Raw genomic sequence first — 14,717 nt, 5'->3', positions numbered from 1 at the left:
GGGGGCCGGCAACTGCCGGCCCCCGTGTTCGTTTCAGGCGCCAGTCTGCTGCGCCACCGCGTCGGCATGCAGGGCCTCGCCCAGTTCATCGACGATGATCGCCCAGTCCGCATCGGACTTGAGCTGCTCGGCCAGGAACTGGCGCTGGCCATCATTCCAGTACGGCGCCTCCACCAGGGCCACCTCGGCGGGCAGCTGGTGGTCAACGATGAAGCGCGCGATCGCCGCGTCGCTCGCGTCCAGGCCCAGCTGCAGGAACAGGTTGGTCATGCGCGGTTCGGTGGTGATCATCATGGCGGAGTCCTCCTCAAGAATGTGCCGCCATTATCGGTGCAGCCGCGTGAGGCCGGCATCGCCGGATCGGGTAGGGGGGGCCGGCCGCGCAACCAGGCTTGGGGTTGCCGCCGTGGCAGACGTCTCAATCGGGAAACCTGCGCAGGGCCTGTTCCCGGGGCCTGCGCGGGCTGCATTCCCCATTGCCCAGCACGAGCGCCATGACCGTCATCGATACCCTTGAAGCCACCCGCAGCCAGCGCCTGAAGGCCGCCACCCGCGACAGCCACGGCGCGCTGGACAAGCGCATCATGGCCGGCGACATCTTCGCCAGCCGCGGCCAGTTCGCGCGTTTCCTGCGCGTGCAGTACCGCTTCCATCGCGATATCGACGCGCTCTACGCCAACGCCGCGCTTGACGCCCTGCTGCCTGATCTGGAGGCACGCCGCCGGCTGCCGCTGATCGCCCGCGACCTGGCCGACCTTGAACAGATCCTGCCGGCCCCGGTGCCGATGCGGCTGGACCCGGACCTGGCGCTGCCAGCCGCGCTGGGCTGGCTGTACGTGGCCGAAGGCTCCAACCTGGGCGGCACCATTCTGTACAAGATGGCCGCCAGGCTGGGGCTGGATGCCGGTTTCGGTGCACGCCACCTGGCCGCGCACCCCGACGGTGCGGCACGCCATTGGCGCGAGTTCACCGCCGCGCTCGACGGGGTGGTGCTGGACGACGCGCAGGAACAGCAGGTCATCGATGCCGCCGATGCGGCGTTCCGCAGCGTGCACGGACACGTCGAACTCGAGTTCGACGCGCGCTGATGCGCTGGCTGTGGTTCTGCCTGGGCTGGGTGATGGTGGCGCTGGGCGTGATCGGCGCGCTGCTGCCGGTGATGCCCACCACCATCTTCCTGATCCTGGCGGTGGGCTGTTTCGCCCGCAGCTCGCCACGCTTCGAACGCAAGCTGCTCGACCACCCCCGTTACGGCCCGGCCTTGCGCCTGTGGCGCGAGCAGGGCGCGGTGAGCCGCAAGGGCAAGGCCTTTGCGGCCGGCGGCATGGCGTTCGGCTTTGTGATGTTCTGCTGGGGCGCGCATCCGTCGTGGCGGCTGCTGCTGGGCGTGGGCGCGTTCTTCATTGCCAGCGCGGCCTACGTGCTGACGCGGCCGTCGCCGCGCCTGCCGCCCACGCCCGAGTGAGCCTCTCCCTTGTTCCGGCGCGCGTTGCCGCAACGCCGCGCCCCCTTTCCTGATGAGCATGACCATGACTGTGTTGCTTCCCTTCGCCATCGCCATCGCCGCCCCGGCACCTGCACTGACGCCATGGGGCATGTACCTGGCCGCCGACGTGGTGGTCAAAGCGGTGATGATCGGCCTGGCCGTCGCCTCGGTGGCCACCTGGACGGTGCTGCTGGCCAAGGGCTGGGAACTGGCGCGCGAGCGCCGCCATCTGCTGCAGGCGCGCGCGCTGCTGCTGGAGAGCGTGCAGCTGCCGGACCCACAGCTCGACCCGCGGCTGCAGGAAGAACCCGTGCGCCTGTTGCTGGAGGCCGCGCGTACCGAGCTGCGGCTGTCGCCGCACGGGGGCGACCCGGCGGGGGTGAAGGAGCGCGTCGGCTCGCGCCTGGAGCGCATCGAACTGGCCTGTGCGCGGCAGGCGCGGCGCGGCATCGGCGTGCTCGCCAGCATCGGCGCGATCGCGCCGTTCGTGGGCCTGTTCGGCACCGTGTGGGGGATCATGAACAGCTTCGTCGGTATCGCCCAGTCCAACACCACCAACCTGGCCGTGGTGGCGCCCGGCATCGCCGAAGCGTTGCTGGCCACCGCGCTGGGGCTGGTGGCGGCCATTCCCGCGGTGGTGATCTACAACCACTTCACCCGGGTGCTGGCCGGCCTACGCGCGCTGCTGGGCGACCTGTCGGCGGCCGTGCAGCAGCTGGTGTCGCGCGACCTGGACCGCGCGGCAGTGCATGCCGGCCCGGTGCTGGCGCGCGCTGCGCACTGAGGCTTTGACATGGCACTCCGTACCGCACGCCACGACGACGACGCGCTGGAAGAAACCCACGCGATCAACGTCACCCCTTTCATCGACGTGATGCTGGTGCTGTTGATCATCTTCATGGTCGCCGCACCGCTGGCCACCGTGGACACCGCCGTGGACCTGCCGGCCAGCAGCGCGCGCCCGCAACCGCGCGAGAACGAGCCGGTGTTCCTGACCGTACAGGCCGACCTGTCGCTGCGGTTGAACGATGCCGCCGTTAGCGCCGACGCAGTGCCGGCCGCATTGCAGCGGCTGACTGGCGGCGACCGTGAGCAGCGCATCTACCTGCGCGCCGACCGCCAGGTGGCCTACGGCGACCTGATGCAGACCATGAACGCGCTGCGCGCGGCCGGCTACCTCAAGGTGGCCCTGGTCGGGCTGGAACAGCCCGCGCCATGAGCGAAGGCCGTGCAGGGCATGCACGCTGGGCCGGCAGCCTTGGCATCGTGCTGGCCATCTACGCGATCAGCATCGCGGCCACGCTGTGGTGGATCGGGCGCGCGCCGACCGCACCGGCCAGCGCGCCGCCGGAAGCACTGATGGTGGAGCTGGCACCGGTCGCCGAAGCACCGCCGGTGCCGCCCACCGACATCGCGCAGGGGCCCTCGCAGCAGGAACAGCACCGCCCCACGCCGGAACCGCGGCCGGTGCGCGCGCTGGCGCTGCCCCCGCAGCCGCACCCGGACGGAGAGGCGGTAGCGCAGCGCACGCCGCCGCCCACCGAGCAGACGCCCGCGGACGCCCACAATGTGGACCAGACCCTGGCTCCGCCGGACGTACAGGCGAAGGCCACGCAACGCTACGCGGCGCCGCAGACAATGGCCGGCCAGCGCAGTGACGCGCAGGTCACCTGGCAGGGGTTGCTGCTGGGCCATCTGGAGCAGCATCGGCGCTATCCACGCGGGGCCGAGCGCCTGCGCCAACAAGGCGTGGCCTATGTGCGCTTTGCGGTGGACCGGCAGGGCAATGCGAGCAACATCCGCATTGGCCAGAGCAGTGGGCATCCGTTGCTGGATGCCGAAACGCTGGACACCGTGCGCCGCGGCAGCCCGGTGCCGGCGCCGCCGCCGGAGATCGGCGGCGACCCGGTGGAGGTGATGGTGCCGGTGGCGTTCTTCATCCGCCGGCGCTGAGTCCATAGTCCTGCCCCGTGCGTAGCCGTGGTGAGTTAGATAAAGTGGAGTAAGGACGAGTTCGACAATGTATTGAGGAGAGCGTGTGAATCATCTGGAGCAAGGCGTTGCAGACCTGTTCAATCGTCGCATGAGCGATAACTTGCGCCTACAAGGGTTGGGCTTTCATGCCTTTCCCCTGGGAGGGCAGGATCGGGATGCGGCAGACTACCTGGTAAGTGATTCAGCGTGTTTTTCTCTCATCGAGTTCAAATTCACTGAGGCACAGTTCCGTGACGAGAGGAACAAGCCGAGGCGTGAGAAACTCTGCACGTTGCTTCCTACGAATCCGCGAATGCGTGCTTTGCATGACCAATGCCACTTCATCGCTTGGATGGACAGCGGAAGTCAGCAATTGCGTTGCGCGCCCTATCGATCGCAAGTCTGCAACCAGAAGGTATTCTCGAGTTGTAGCGCGGAGGCGCCCGACCGTTCCGTTGCGGTATCGTTGGATACGTACTGCAATCAGTTCATTTCCCCTCCGCCGCCACGGACTGCCGAAAAAGAGCTATTCGTGGAGTATCTGCACTGGTTGATGACCGTGGCCAGCGATTCCGAACGATCAACCGTCTCTGTTCTGGCGCTTGAACCAGACAGTTGTGTTGCGGTTGAACTGCGTTCTGTCGAAGAAGCATACGACTGGATGCAGAGGTTGTCTCGCTCGTCTGGCCCGCGAATGTCTTGATAGATAAGCAGTTTCGGGCAAGTGTCTCCAAGCCGGAAGTACGAATTTGACGCTTGGACGCTGCGGAGGGGGAAATTGACCTCGCTCTGGCAGAGTGGCGCAGCCCAGCGGCATGTGACGAAGTAGCGTCGCGGGTAGCTGAACCGTGACGCCAAAGGCCGGACGCACGCCCAAGCGCTGGGCCGGGACGTGCGCTGGTGCTTCGACCTACAGCAGCGGCACCAGCAACAGCGCGACGATGTTGATGATCTTGATCAGCGGATTGATCGCCGGGCCCGCCGTGTCCTTGTACGGATCACCCACGGTGTCGCCGGTGACGGCCGCCTTGTGCGCCTCGCTGCCCTTGCCGCCGAAGTGGCCATCTTCGATGTACTTCTTGGCGTTGTCCCACGCGCCACCGCCGGTGGTCATCGAGATCGCCACGAACAGGCCGGTGACGATGGTGCCGATCAGCAATCCGCCCAGTGCGCGTGGCCCCAGCAGCAGGCCCACCACCACCGGTACGGCCACCGGCAACAGCGAGGGCACGATCATTTCGCGGATCGCCGAGCGGGTCAGCATGTCCACCGCGCGGTCGTACTGCGGCTTGCCGGTGCCCTCCATGATGCCGGGGATCTCGCGGAACTGGCGGCGCACTTCCTCCACCACCGCACCGGCCGCGCGGCCCACCGCTTCCATCGCCATCGCACCGAACAGGTAGGGAATCAGCCCGCCGATCAGCAGGCCGATGATCACCGTGTGGTCGGACAGGTCGAAGGCGAACGTCTCGCCCGGATTGGCCGCCTGCAGGTTGTGCGTGTAATCGGCGAACAACACCAGCGCGGCCAGCGCCGCCGAGCCGATCGCATAGCCCTTGGTGACCGCCTTGGTGGTGTTACCCACCGCATCCAGCGGGTCGGTGATGTCGCGGATGCTGGAGGGCAGTTCCGCCATCTCGGCAATGCCGCCGGCGTTGTCGGTGATCGGGCCATAGGCATCCAGCGCCACGATCATGCCGGCCATCGACAGCATTGCGGTGGCGGCGATGGCGATGCCGTACAGGCCGCCGAAATAGTGCGCCAGCCAGATCGCCACGCACACCGCGATCACCGGCAACGCGGTCGACTTCATCGACACCCCGAGCCCGGCGATGATGTTGGTGCCATGCCCGGTGGTGGACGCCTGCGCCACGTGCTGCACCGGCTTGTACTGGGTGCCGGTGTAGTACTCGGTGATCCACACGATCAGCCCGGTCAGCACCAGCCCGATCAACGCGCAGAAGTACAGGTTCAGCGCCCCGTGGCTGTTGTCGGGCATCAGTTGCAGGGTGATCGGATAGAACGCGATCGCGGCCAGCACCGCCGACACGATCACGCCCTTGTACAGCGCGCCCATGATCGAGCCACCGGGCTTCACCTTGACGAACAGCGCGCCGATGATCGAGGCGATGATCGACACACCGCCCAGCACCAGCGGATACAGGATCGCGTTGCGTCCCGCTTCGGCGATCATCAGGCTGCCCAGCAGCATGGTGGCGATCACCGTCACCGCATACGTCTCGAACAGGTCGGCGGCCATGCCGGCGCAGTCGCCGACGTTGTCGCCCACGTTGTCGGCGATCACCGCCGGGTTGCGCGGGTCATCCTCAGGGATGCCGGCTTCCACCTTGCCGACCAGGTCCGCGCCGACGTCGGCGCCCTTGGTGAAGATGCCGCCGCCCAGTCGCGCGAAGATTGAAATCAGCGAGGAACCGAAGGCCAGCCCGACCAGCGCATGCAGTGCCTGCGCGGTATCCAGCCCCAGCCGCAGCAGCAGCGCGTAGTACCCGGCCACGCCGAGCAGGCCCAGCCCGACCACCAGCATGCCGGTGATCGCACCGCCGCGGAACGCCACGTCCATGGCGGCACTGAGGCCGTTGCGGGCCGCTTCGGCGGTGCGCACGTTGGCGCGCACCGACACGTTCATGCCGATGTAGCCGGCCGCGCCGGACAGCACGGCGCCGATCGCAAAGCCAATTGCGGTGTACCAGCTGAGGAAGAATCCGACCAGCACGAACAGCACGACGCCGGCGATGCCGATGGTGAGGTATTGACGGTTGAGATAGGCGCGCGCGCCTTCCTGGATGGCGGCGGCGATTTCCTGCATGCGGGCATTGCCAGCCGGTTGCCGGAGGATCCAGCGTGCCGACACGATGCCGTAGAGAATCGCGAGAATGGCGCAGAACAGCGCCAGAGAAAGCCCATAACGTTCCAGCATGTCCCCTCCCGGGTGATGGAATGGCATCCAGACGAACGGATGAACCTCTCCACGCGGGGGCACAACGGGCTGCAACCTTGGACCAACCCGTTCAGACCGTGCCCGGTCTTCAAGCGTGTGGCGGTGTTCAGCAATCCCTGGTAACCCGAGTATGCGGGCAACAGCCCGCATACGGGTAGTGCCGGGTACGCGCCATCGCATGCGCGCTGTCGCCCCACGGTTTGCTGCGCAAACCATGGGACCCTCTTATCAGCATCCAATCCCCCGCCGCTTCGCGGCTGCCCCCTGACTCAGGGGGCTGGTGTCCAGTCGTCTGGATCCCGCTAGGCGTTGATGGGACGCCTTGCCACGCCGTTCAGCCACCCACTGGCAGCCTCGGCCCATCCCCAGCATCCGGAGTTCCGCCATGTCCACCCGTCACCTGCTCTGGCTGGCCCTGCTGCCCGCCGTGGCTGCCAGCGCCGCTGAAACCCCCGAGCTGAAACGCGCCGTCGGTGCGCCGCAGGCGGTGGGCGCGGCCCATACGCTGCGCCAGATCCCCGAAGCCTGTGCACGGTTGGAGGGCATGTTCACCGCCGATGCCGCACAGCCCTACAAATTCGCCGTGGTGCGCACCAGCGAGCAGTGCCAGCCGCGCGCCCGCTTCGTCGACTTCGACAAGGCCCAGCCCAGCGAGGCCAAAGGCTGGAAGCTCAACGACGTGATCCGCGTGCCGAACGCCGCGTGCCCGGCGCAGCAGGCGGTGGTACGCGTGTGGCGCATGCCGGTGGCGCACAAGGCCGAACTGGATGGCCAGGGCCAGTCGCGCATCTATCTGGAAGAGGCCAAGAAACAGGCGGCCGCCGGCAAGATCGCACAGATCCCGATGTTCGCCGCGCAGCTGAAGGTGGAAGGCACCGCCTGCCGCTGAGGCCCACGAAAAAGCCCGGACGGCAGGGCCGGTCCGGGCTTGGGTGCGACGCGAGGCTGGCCGGGCTCAGTTGCCCTTGCAGTCCTTCAGCCACAGCACGCGGCCGATCTGGTCGTAATGGTCGACCACACCGACCAGGGTGACCTTTTCCTTCGGGCGCAACGCCAGCGCGAAGGCGGCCTGGCTCGGCGCGAAGGCGCAGGTGATGGCCACGCTTTCGAAGTCGATGCCACCGGAGCCGTTGGGCAGCTCGAAGCCGGTGTTGTAGGTGCCACCGCTCTTGAGCACGCCGTTGACCCGGCCGGTGATCGAATAGATCTTGCCCTTGTAGCGCGGTTCGATCGCGGCGGGGTTGTCCTTGTTCTGCGTCCGCAGCTGGTAGCCGAAATCGCTGGCCGAAATGTTCACCGTGGAGGCCTTCGGCGTGGACGCGGCAAGCTGCTCGCCGGCCTTGCCCGGCTTCACCTGGGTGAGCATCTTGCACATCTCGGCGCGGATCGAATCGGCCTTGGCAAAGGCGCCGGGGTTGAGCTTGACCGTCATCGCCACGGTGCCGGTGCGGCCCTCGCTGGTGGCGCTGATGATGATCGGAATGGTCTTGTGCATCGCCGTCTGCGGATCTTCGATCAGCATCGCGCCGTTTTCCACGTCCGAGCTCAAGACGTCCATGTTGTTGCCCTTGGCAATCACGTTCATCTGGCCGATCGCGCTCTTGACGGTCAGCTCAGGCACGGTAACCGAGGCGGTATAGGTGGTGCCGGACAGGGGGTTGCCCTTCTTCTGGAAGCTGCTTTCGCAGGTATCGGCAAAGGCGGGCGCCGCTACGGCGAGCAGCAGCAGGGGAACCAGGGTGTGGCGCTTCATCGGTACAGTCCTTGTCATCGCACACAAGTGCGGAGGGTGGGTCGCGGGTGCGAAAGCCCGCATGTCCTGCCGGCTCGGCGCGATTGTATGGGGCGTCCCGGCGCGCCGCAATTGCCGACGAGCGGCACGCCCCGGGGCGCGCCACCCGCCGGAGGGGCTCAGCCTTCCTGCCAGGCCGGCAGCTTCTTCTTCACGCCCACGTTCTTGAGCGTCACATACTTCGGCAGCCCATCGGCACCGTAGGGCAGGGGCGCCTCGCCCTTGATCAGCGGTGACAGGTAGGCGCGGGCCTTGGCCGTGATGCCGAAGCCGTCCTTGCGGATGAAGCCGGCCGGCATCTTCTTCTCGTGGTTGGCCACCTTGTGCAGGGGCGCAGCCTCGATCTTCCAGCGGTAGGGCGCGTCGCTGCTGCGCACGATCACCGGCATCACCGCGTTGTGGCCCTTCAGCGCGAACTGCACCGCCGCCTTGCCCACCGCCTGCGCCTGCTCCCAGTCGGTCTTGGACGCGATGTGGCGCGCCGAGCGCTGCAGGTAGTCGGGCAGGGTCCAGTGCACCTTGTAGCCCAGCGTGTCCTTGACCCGGGCGGCCAGCTGCGAAGCCACGCCACCCAGCTGGGTGTGCCCGAACGAGTCCTTGCCGCCGCCGGCATCGGCAACGAACGTACCGTCCGCAGTCTGGATGCCTTCGGAGGCCACCACCACGCAATGGCCCACGCGCTCGACCACCTGCTTGACCTTGGCCAGGAAGGCGGCCTCGTCGTAGGCCCGCTCGGGCAGCAGGATGATGTGCGGGGCGTCGTCGGGGCCTTGCCCGGCCAGGCCGGCGGCCGCCGCCAGCCAACCGGCGTGGCGGCCCATGGCTTCGTAGACGAACACCTTGGTCGAGGTTTCCGCCATGGCCGCCACGTCCAGCGCCGCCTCGCGCACCGACACCGCGGTGTACTTGGCGGCCGAGCCGAAGCCCGGGCAGGTGTCGGTGACCGCCAGGTCGTTGTCGATGGTCTTGGGCACGCCGATGCAGGTGAGGTCGTAATCGAAGGCCTTGGCCAGCTGGGAGACCTTCCAGGCGGTGTCGGCCGAGTCGTTGCCGCCGTTGTAGAGGAACCAGCGCACGTCGTGGGCGCGCAGGACCTCCAGCAGGCGTTCGTACTTGCCGCGGTCGGCCTCGAGCGACTTCAGCTTGTAGCGGCACGAGCCGAAGGCCCCGCCCGGGGTGTGGGCCAGCGCGGCGATGGCCGCCGCCGACTCCCTGGTGGTGTCGATCAGGTCTTCGCGGAGCGCGCCAAGAATGCCGTTGCGCGCGGCCAAGACCTTGATTCCCTTGGCTCGGGCGGTGCTGATCACCGCCGAGGCGGTGGCGTTGATCACGGCGGTGACACCGCCTGACTGGGCGTAGAGCAGGGTACCTTTGGACATCATTTCACCTGGGGGTGGGGGAAGGACATTGCAGAGACATTACCGGTATGGGGTAAAGTGCGCGTATTGCGGTGCAGCGTGATTGTGGACAATCCCGGGGCGCGCGCCCTTCCATTTTTTTACCAAGTTGGAGTCAGGTTGATGCGATTGGTTCTGTTGGGACCGCCCGGTTCGGGCAAGGGGACACAGGCGACGCGCCTGAAGGAACACCTGTCGATTGCGCACATTTCCACCGGCGACCTGCTGCGTGCCGAAGTGGCCGCAGGCACCGAGCTGGGCAAGCAGGCCAAGGCTGTCATGGACGCCGGCAACCTGGTGTCCGACGACATCCTGCTGGGCATGCTCGAATCGCGCCTGGGCCAGGCCGACGTGGCCAACGGCTTCATCCTCGATGGTTACCCGCGCAACGTGGCCCAGGCCAACGCGCTGGACACCCTGCTGGTGAAGATCGGCCAGCCGCTGGATGCGGTGGTGCAGCTGGACGTGCCGACCGAACTGCTGGTCGAGCGCATTGCCGGCCGTGCCGCCGAACAGGGCCGCGCCGACGACAACCCCGAATCGGTGCGTCAGCGCCTGCAGGTCTACAACGACCAGACCGCCCCGGTGGTCGATTTCTACGCCGGCCGCGGCACCCTGGCGCGCGTTGATGGCGTGGGTGAGCTGGACGACGTGGAAGCGCGCATCCGCGCGGCGATCCACGGCTGAGCCGGTGGCGCTGCTGCGGCAGCGCCCGCCTGGCTGTAAACACACACGCCTGGCCCCATGGGGCCAGGCGTGCGGTTTAAGGTGCCAGCGGACGGGCTTGCTCAGAGCCCCGCAGCATGAGCTCCCCTGGGGATGGCCTCTTGGGGAGTAGGACCAATGGGGTGCTGCGGCTGGCCACCTGAATTGTGTCCGTCTTCACACTGCATCGCTATCGGGGATTCCCCGACACCCAGAGTATTTTTCCTACACGCATCTGGGGAATTGTCTGACGACAATATCCACAGTCGCAGGTGATCGGTCACAATCCACCGCATGAGCAAGATTCATATCCTTGGTATCGCTGGCACCTTCATGGGCGGCGTGGCCGCGCTGGCGCGGGAACTGGGCCATGAGGTGCATGGCAGCGACCAGGCCATCTATCCGCCGATGTCGACCCAGTTGGAACAGCTGGGCATCGCACTGGATCCGGGCTATCGCGCCACCAGCGTTGCCGCCGACTGCGATGAGGTGATTGTCGGCAATGCGCTGTCGCGCGGCAATCCAGCGGTGGAAGCGGTGCTCGACGCCGGCCAGCGCTACATTTCCGGTGCGCAGTGGCTGTCCGAGCAGGTCCTGCCGGGGCGTGACACGCTGGCCGTGGCCGGTACCCATGGCAAGACCACCACCACCACCATCCTGACCTGGCTGCTGCAGGCCGCCGGGCGCGAGCCGGGTTTCCTGATCGGCGGCGTCGCTGAAGACTTCGGCGTGTCGGCGCGCCTGGGCGGCGGGCGCGAGTTCGTGGTCGAGGCCGACGAGTACGACACGGCCTTCTTCGACAAGCGCAGCAAGTTCGTGCATTACCGGCCGCTGGTGGCGATCCTCAACAACCTGGAATACGACCACGCCGACATCTTCCCGGACGTGGCCGCGATCCAGCGCCAGTTCCACCATCTGGTGCGCACCGTGCCCGCGCGCGGCCGCTTGATCGTCAATGGCGAGGACGCCTACCTGGCGCAGGTGCTGGCGATGGGTTGCTGGACCCCGGTGGAGCGCTTCGGGTTTGATCCGTCGCTGGAATGGCATGCCGAGCTGGTCAACGCCGACGGCAGTGCGTTCGTGGTGCATCACCGTGGCACCCGCGTGGGCGAAGTGCGCTGGCCCCTGCTGGGCCGCCACAACGTGCTCAACGGCCTGGCGGCGCTGGCTGCCGCGCACGCGGTCGGGGTGGAACTGAGTGCGGTGATCCCGGCGCTGGCCCGCTTCCGCAGCGTCAAGCGCCGCCTGGAAGTGATCGGGCAGGCGCAGGACATCACTGTCTACGACGATTTCGCCCATCACCCCACCGCCATCCACACCACGCTGGAAGGGCTGCGCGCCAAGGTCGGTGCCGCGCGCATCGTGGTGGCGATGGAACCGCGCAGCAATTCCATGCGGCTGGGCGCACATGCCGAAGCGCTGGCGCCGTCGCTGGACCTGGCCGATGCGGTGGTGTTCCTGCACCGCCCGGAGCTGGCCTGGGATGCGGCCGGTGTGATCGCCGCCGTGCGTGGGCAGGCCCACGCCGTGCCCGACACCGATGCGCTGCTGGCGCGGTTGGGCGAGATCGCAGCCCCCGGCGACCATGTCGTGTTCATGTCCAACGGCGGTTTCGACGGCGCGCCGCGGCGCTTCCTGGCGCAGCTGCAGCAGGGATGAAGCGGGCGCGCCACAGGCCATGACCGATACCGCTTCGCTGCCGTTGTTCCCGCTGCACGTGGTGCTGTTGCCTGGCGCCGCGCTGGGCCTGCGGGTATTTGAACGCCGCTACCTGGACATGCTGCGCGAGTGTAGCCGGCAGGACACCCGTTTCGGCGTCTGCCTGATTCTGGACGGCGATGAAGTGGGGGCGCCGGCGGTGCCGGCCGCTTACGGCGTGGAAGCGCGCGTCGAGGATTTCGATGTGGGCGCCGACGGCGTGCTGGTATTGCGCCTGCGCGGCCAGCGTCGCTTCCATGTGCTGCGCACGCGCATCCGCGACAACGGGCTGGTGCTGGCCGACGTGGAATGGGCACCCGCCGACCACGACGACGAACTGCGCCCGGAGCACGCGCTGCTGGCCACCGTGCTGGAGCACATCATCGAACAGGCCGGCGCGGCCTTCGCCCCGACCCATCCGGCCCAGCTGGAGCAGGCCGCCTGGGTAGGCTGGCGCCTGGCCGAACTGTTGCCGCTGGACGAGCCGCAGCGCCTGCAGCTGCTACAGCAGGACGACCCCCATCTGCGCCTGCAGCACCTGCTGGCCTGGATCCCCGACCTGACACCCCCCGCGTAGAGCGGGGCTCTGCCCCGCTGCGCGACGCAACAACGCAACCGAACGCACCCGCACCTGCCGGGTAGAACCCGGCACTACGTCATGCGTGGGCCGGCTTCCGCGTCATTCGGCCTTCGTGCGCACCCGCAACACCGGCATCTGCGTCTCCGGATGCGTGTCTACCTGCTGCGGCAGGCCGTCCAGCGCGTCGCGCACCGCCTTCAACGACGGGTCGATGCCGCGCATCGGCCGCCACATCCCGATCAGGTGGAAATGCTGCTGGTAGTGCAGCGTCTGGGCGCTGCCCAGCCACAGCGGCTGGTTGCCCGGCTGCAGCCGCGCCGGTGCCGGCCACAGGCGCAGCGCGAAGATCTCGTTGGGCGCATTGCCCGCGCGCAGCATCAGCAGCGACTCCACCTGGGTATCCAGCGTGGCCGGCAGCACCGGCACTTCGTCCGGCGTGGCCGACTTGTCGAGCATCAGCAGCGCCTGTTCCCAACCGGCCTGCGGCTGCACGCGCCAGCCCTGGCTTTCCAGGCGCTTCTGCAGCGGTGCCAGCGGGCCGGCCACCTGCACGTCCAGCGGCCAGCGCTGGTCGTCATCGAACTCGTTGCGGCGCGCGGGCAACTGCCGCCACGCGTCCTGCAGCCAGGCCGTGGCGGGCATGTCCACCGGGGCCGGCTGGGCCGGCTCGAAGCGGGCCAGCTTGAGCGGAATATTGCGCGGCGCGTACCAGAGCGCAGCCACCGCGAACACGCCGTAGAACAGCCAGGCCACCGGCTTGACCCAGAACGAGCGGTTGAAGCGGCGGCGGTAGGCGATGCCCAGTACCAGCAGCCAGAAGATGCCAAACAGCATGCCGCCGATGACATCGCTCAGCCAATGCGCGCCCAGGTACAGCCGCGCAAACCCGATCAGGCTGACCACGATGCCCGACAGCAGGTAGGGCCACACCCGCGTGCGCCCGGGCAGCTCGCGCGCGATCAGCACGGCGAAGAAGCCGAAGATGATGGTGGCCATGGTCACCGACACCGACGGGAAGCCGAAGCCACTGCTGGCATCCGGCGGGCGCACCACGTGCACGGTGGCGCCCAGCAGCTTGGTCAGTGCCAGCCCGAAGGCCAGCGCGGCCAGCCAATGCGCGGCCGCCATCCAGCGCCGGCGCCAGACCAGGTAGCCCATGCCGGCCGCCGTGGCTGGCAGCAGCACCTGCCATGCGCCCAGCGACGCCAGTGCGGCCATCGGGTAGTCGGCCAGCGGGTTGCGCAGCGCCAGCATGGCCTGGTGGACCACCATGTCCAGGCGCAGTGGCTCACCGTGCGCCACCACCGCCATCAGCAGCGCAAACCAGCACCAGCCCAGCAACAGCAGCATCAACGCCAGCATGGCCAGCGGCACCGACTCACGCCGCTGCGGGTCGAACACGGCCACCGAGTAACGGCCCAGGGTGGGGTGGCGCTGCGACCAGCGCAGCAGCGTGGCCAGCCAGCTGTCCATGCGCGAGGCCGACCAGCGGTAGCCGTACAGCACGATCGCCCACACCACGCCCATCAGCACCGCCACCAGACCCAGCACCATCACCAGCCGCCCGGCCACGGCCGCAACGGCGTCGTAGGCTTCGCCCAGCACCCAGCCCGGCGCCAGGAACAACACTGCCCAGGACAGGCTGGCAATACCGCTGGCCTGGAAGTAGCGCGACAGCGGCATCTTCATCATGCCGGCAATGGCCGGTACGAACGGCCGGATCGCCCCCACATAGCGCGCCACCAGGATGCTCTTGAACGCATTGCGGCGGAACATCGTCTCGCCGCGGTCCAGCAGCTGCGGGTACTTGCTGAAGGGCCAGAAGCCGCGCAGCCGGTCGCCCCAGCGGCGGCCCACCCAGTAACTGATGCCGTCACCGGCGAACGCACCCACCGCCGCACATGCCACCGCGTACGGGCCGGAGATCTGGCCCAGGCCGATGAACACGCCCACGGCGAACAGCAGCGGCAGCGCGGGTACGATCGCGCCCAGCACGATGACCGCATCGCAGAAGGCAATGAGGAAAATGACCGCACCGGCGAGCACGGGGTGAGCTGAGATCCACGCAAGCGTGGTATCGATCCATGACGAGTCCATCGTCGGATTATAGAGGTGTGAAGGTGACT

15 protein-coding genes are annotated in these 14,717 nt (G+C 67.7%); 10 read left to right on the top strand and 5 right to left on the bottom strand.

The annotated features are described in order from the left end of the window. Positions 1-33 precede the first annotated feature (33 nt). A complete protein-coding gene (locus ACZ0AE_RS16235) occupies positions 34-291 on the bottom strand; it encodes a DUF2789 domain-containing protein (protein WP_038691855.1) in 258 nt (85 codons plus the stop codon). 203 nt (positions 292-494) lie between these two features. On the opposite strand from ACZ0AE_RS16235, the gene ACZ0AE_RS16230 reads away from it, so the two are divergent. From ACZ0AE_RS16230 to ACZ0AE_RS16205, 6 genes are all read left to right on the top strand, one after another. Beyond that, positions 495-1,088, top strand: a complete 594-nt coding sequence (locus tag ACZ0AE_RS16230) for a biliverdin-producing heme oxygenase (protein WP_447595530.1) — start codon at positions 495-497, stop codon at positions 1,086-1,088. Next, the gene (locus ACZ0AE_RS16225) at positions 1,088-1,465 is read left to right on the top strand and encodes a YbaN family protein (protein ID WP_038686428.1); all 378 of its coding nucleotides are present in this window, start codon (positions 1,088-1,090) and stop codon (positions 1,463-1,465) included. The genes ACZ0AE_RS16230 and ACZ0AE_RS16225 overlap by 1 nt, the downstream gene beginning before the upstream one ends. A gap of 52 nt (positions 1,466-1,517) precedes the next feature. Beyond that, positions 1,518-2,270: a tonB-system energizer ExbB gene (gene exbB, locus ACZ0AE_RS16220; RefSeq protein WP_463601607.1), complete on the top strand. Its 753-nt coding sequence runs from the start codon at positions 1,518-1,520 to the stop codon at positions 2,268-2,270. A gap of 9 nt (positions 2,271-2,279) precedes the next feature. Next, positions 2,280-2,705, top strand: a complete 426-nt coding sequence (exbD, locus tag ACZ0AE_RS16215; protein WP_463601606.1) for a TonB system transport protein ExbD — start codon at positions 2,280-2,282, stop codon at positions 2,703-2,705. Then, positions 2,702-3,439, top strand: a complete 738-nt coding sequence (locus ACZ0AE_RS16210) for an energy transducer TonB (RefSeq protein WP_463601605.1) — start codon at positions 2,702-2,704, stop codon at positions 3,437-3,439. The genes exbD and ACZ0AE_RS16210 overlap by 4 nt, the downstream gene beginning before the upstream one ends. Before the next feature lie 85 nt (positions 3,440-3,524). Further along, a complete protein-coding gene (locus ACZ0AE_RS16205) occupies positions 3,525-4,163 on the top strand; it encodes a hypothetical protein (protein ID WP_463601604.1) in 639 nt (212 codons plus the stop codon). A gap of 207 nt (positions 4,164-4,370) precedes the next feature. Here the strand turns inward: ACZ0AE_RS16205 and ACZ0AE_RS16200 are convergent, their stop codons facing one another. Beyond that, positions 4,371-6,398 (bottom strand): sodium-translocating pyrophosphatase, encoded by a 2,028-nt coding sequence (locus ACZ0AE_RS16200; protein WP_038686434.1) that lies wholly within the window; start codon positions 6,396-6,398, stop codon positions 4,371-4,373. 406 nt (positions 6,399-6,804) lie between these two features. On the opposite strand from ACZ0AE_RS16200, the gene ACZ0AE_RS16195 reads away from it, so the two are divergent. Next, positions 6,805-7,308 carry a hypothetical protein gene (locus ACZ0AE_RS16195; RefSeq protein ID WP_463601603.1) on the top strand — a complete coding sequence of 168 codons (504 nt, stop codon included), beginning with the start codon at positions 6,805-6,807 and terminating at the stop codon, positions 7,306-7,308. Between the two features lie 66 nt (positions 7,309-7,374). On the opposite strand, the gene ACZ0AE_RS16190 is transcribed toward ACZ0AE_RS16195, so the two are convergent. Next, complete coding sequence (locus tag ACZ0AE_RS16190; RefSeq protein WP_038686438.1) at positions 7,375-8,172, bottom strand: OB-fold protein; 798 nt, start codon at positions 8,170-8,172, stop codon at positions 7,375-7,377. Between the two features lie 158 nt (positions 8,173-8,330). Then, complete coding sequence (locus ACZ0AE_RS16185; RefSeq protein ID WP_038691859.1) at positions 8,331-9,590, bottom strand: 6-phosphofructokinase; 1,260 nt, start codon at positions 9,588-9,590, stop codon at positions 8,331-8,333. A gap of 141 nt (positions 9,591-9,731) precedes the next feature. Between ACZ0AE_RS16185 and ACZ0AE_RS16180 the strand changes: the two genes are divergently transcribed. From ACZ0AE_RS16180 to ACZ0AE_RS16170, 3 genes are all read left to right on the top strand, one after another. Beyond that, the gene (locus tag ACZ0AE_RS16180; protein WP_038686440.1) at positions 9,732-10,295 is read left to right on the top strand and encodes an adenylate kinase; all 564 of its coding nucleotides are present in this window, start codon (positions 9,732-9,734) and stop codon (positions 10,293-10,295) included. 312 nt (positions 10,296-10,607) lie between these two features. Further along, a complete protein-coding gene (gene mpl / locus ACZ0AE_RS16175; protein WP_447595515.1) occupies positions 10,608-11,972 on the top strand; it encodes a UDP-N-acetylmuramate:L-alanyl-gamma-D-glutamyl-meso-diaminopimelate ligase in 1,365 nt (454 codons plus the stop codon). A 19-nt stretch (positions 11,973-11,991) separates the two neighbouring features. Next, positions 11,992-12,588 (top strand): LON peptidase substrate-binding domain-containing protein, encoded by a 597-nt coding sequence (locus ACZ0AE_RS16170; protein ID WP_463601602.1) that lies wholly within the window; start codon positions 11,992-11,994, stop codon positions 12,586-12,588. A 102-nt stretch (positions 12,589-12,690) separates the two neighbouring features. On the opposite strand, the gene ACZ0AE_RS16165 is transcribed toward ACZ0AE_RS16170, so the two are convergent. Continuing rightward, complete coding sequence (locus ACZ0AE_RS16165) at positions 12,691-14,688, bottom strand: bifunctional DedA family/phosphatase PAP2 family protein (protein ID WP_038686446.1); 1,998 nt, start codon at positions 14,686-14,688, stop codon at positions 12,691-12,693. Positions 14,689-14,717: the final 29 nt, after the last annotated feature.

The sequence above is a fragment of the Stenotrophomonas sp. AC248 genome, assembly GCF_979258185.1.
Note: the sequence above shows the minus strand (reverse complement) of the source record. Positions and strands in the feature narration are given on the sequence as shown.

Bases quoted from the DNA above. Each gene is read 5' to 3' on its own strand.
- ACZ0AE_RS16235 (WP_038691855.1), bottom strand. From the start codon at position 291: ATGATCACCACCGAACCGCGCATGACCAACCTGTTCCTGCAGCTGGGC.
- ACZ0AE_RS16230 (WP_447595530.1), top strand. From the start codon at position 495: ATGACCGTCATCGATACCCTTGAAGCCACCCGCAGCCAGCGCCTGAAG.
- ACZ0AE_RS16225 (WP_038686428.1), top strand. From the start codon at position 1,088: ATGCGCTGGCTGTGGTTCTGCCTGGGCTGGGTGATGGTGGCGCTGGGC.
- exbB (WP_463601607.1), top strand. From the start codon at position 1,518: ATGAGCATGACCATGACTGTGTTGCTTCCCTTCGCCATCGCCATCGCC.
- exbD (WP_463601606.1), top strand. From the start codon at position 2,280: ATGGCACTCCGTACCGCACGCCACGACGACGACGCGCTGGAAGAAACC.
- ACZ0AE_RS16210 (WP_463601605.1), top strand. From the start codon at position 2,702: ATGAGCGAAGGCCGTGCAGGGCATGCACGCTGGGCCGGCAGCCTTGGC.
- ACZ0AE_RS16200 (WP_038686434.1), bottom strand. From the start codon at position 6,398: ATGCTGGAACGTTATGGGCTTTCTCTGGCGCTGTTCTGCGCCATTCTC.
- ACZ0AE_RS16195 (WP_463601603.1), top strand. From the start codon at position 6,805: ATGTCCACCCGTCACCTGCTCTGGCTGGCCCTGCTGCCCGCCGTGGCT.
- ACZ0AE_RS16190 (WP_038686438.1), bottom strand. From the start codon at position 8,172: ATGAAGCGCCACACCCTGGTTCCCCTGCTGCTGCTCGCCGTAGCGGCG.
- ACZ0AE_RS16185 (WP_038691859.1), bottom strand. From the start codon at position 9,590: ATGTCCAAAGGTACCCTGCTCTACGCCCAGTCAGGCGGTGTCACCGCC.
- ACZ0AE_RS16180 (WP_038686440.1), top strand. From the start codon at position 9,732: ATGCGATTGGTTCTGTTGGGACCGCCCGGTTCGGGCAAGGGGACACAG.
- mpl (WP_447595515.1), top strand. From the start codon at position 10,608: ATGAGCAAGATTCATATCCTTGGTATCGCTGGCACCTTCATGGGCGGC.
- ACZ0AE_RS16170 (WP_463601602.1), top strand. From the start codon at position 11,992: ATGACCGATACCGCTTCGCTGCCGTTGTTCCCGCTGCACGTGGTGCTG.
- ACZ0AE_RS16165 (WP_038686446.1), bottom strand. From the start codon at position 14,688: ATGGACTCGTCATGGATCGATACCACGCTTGCGTGGATCTCAGCTCAC.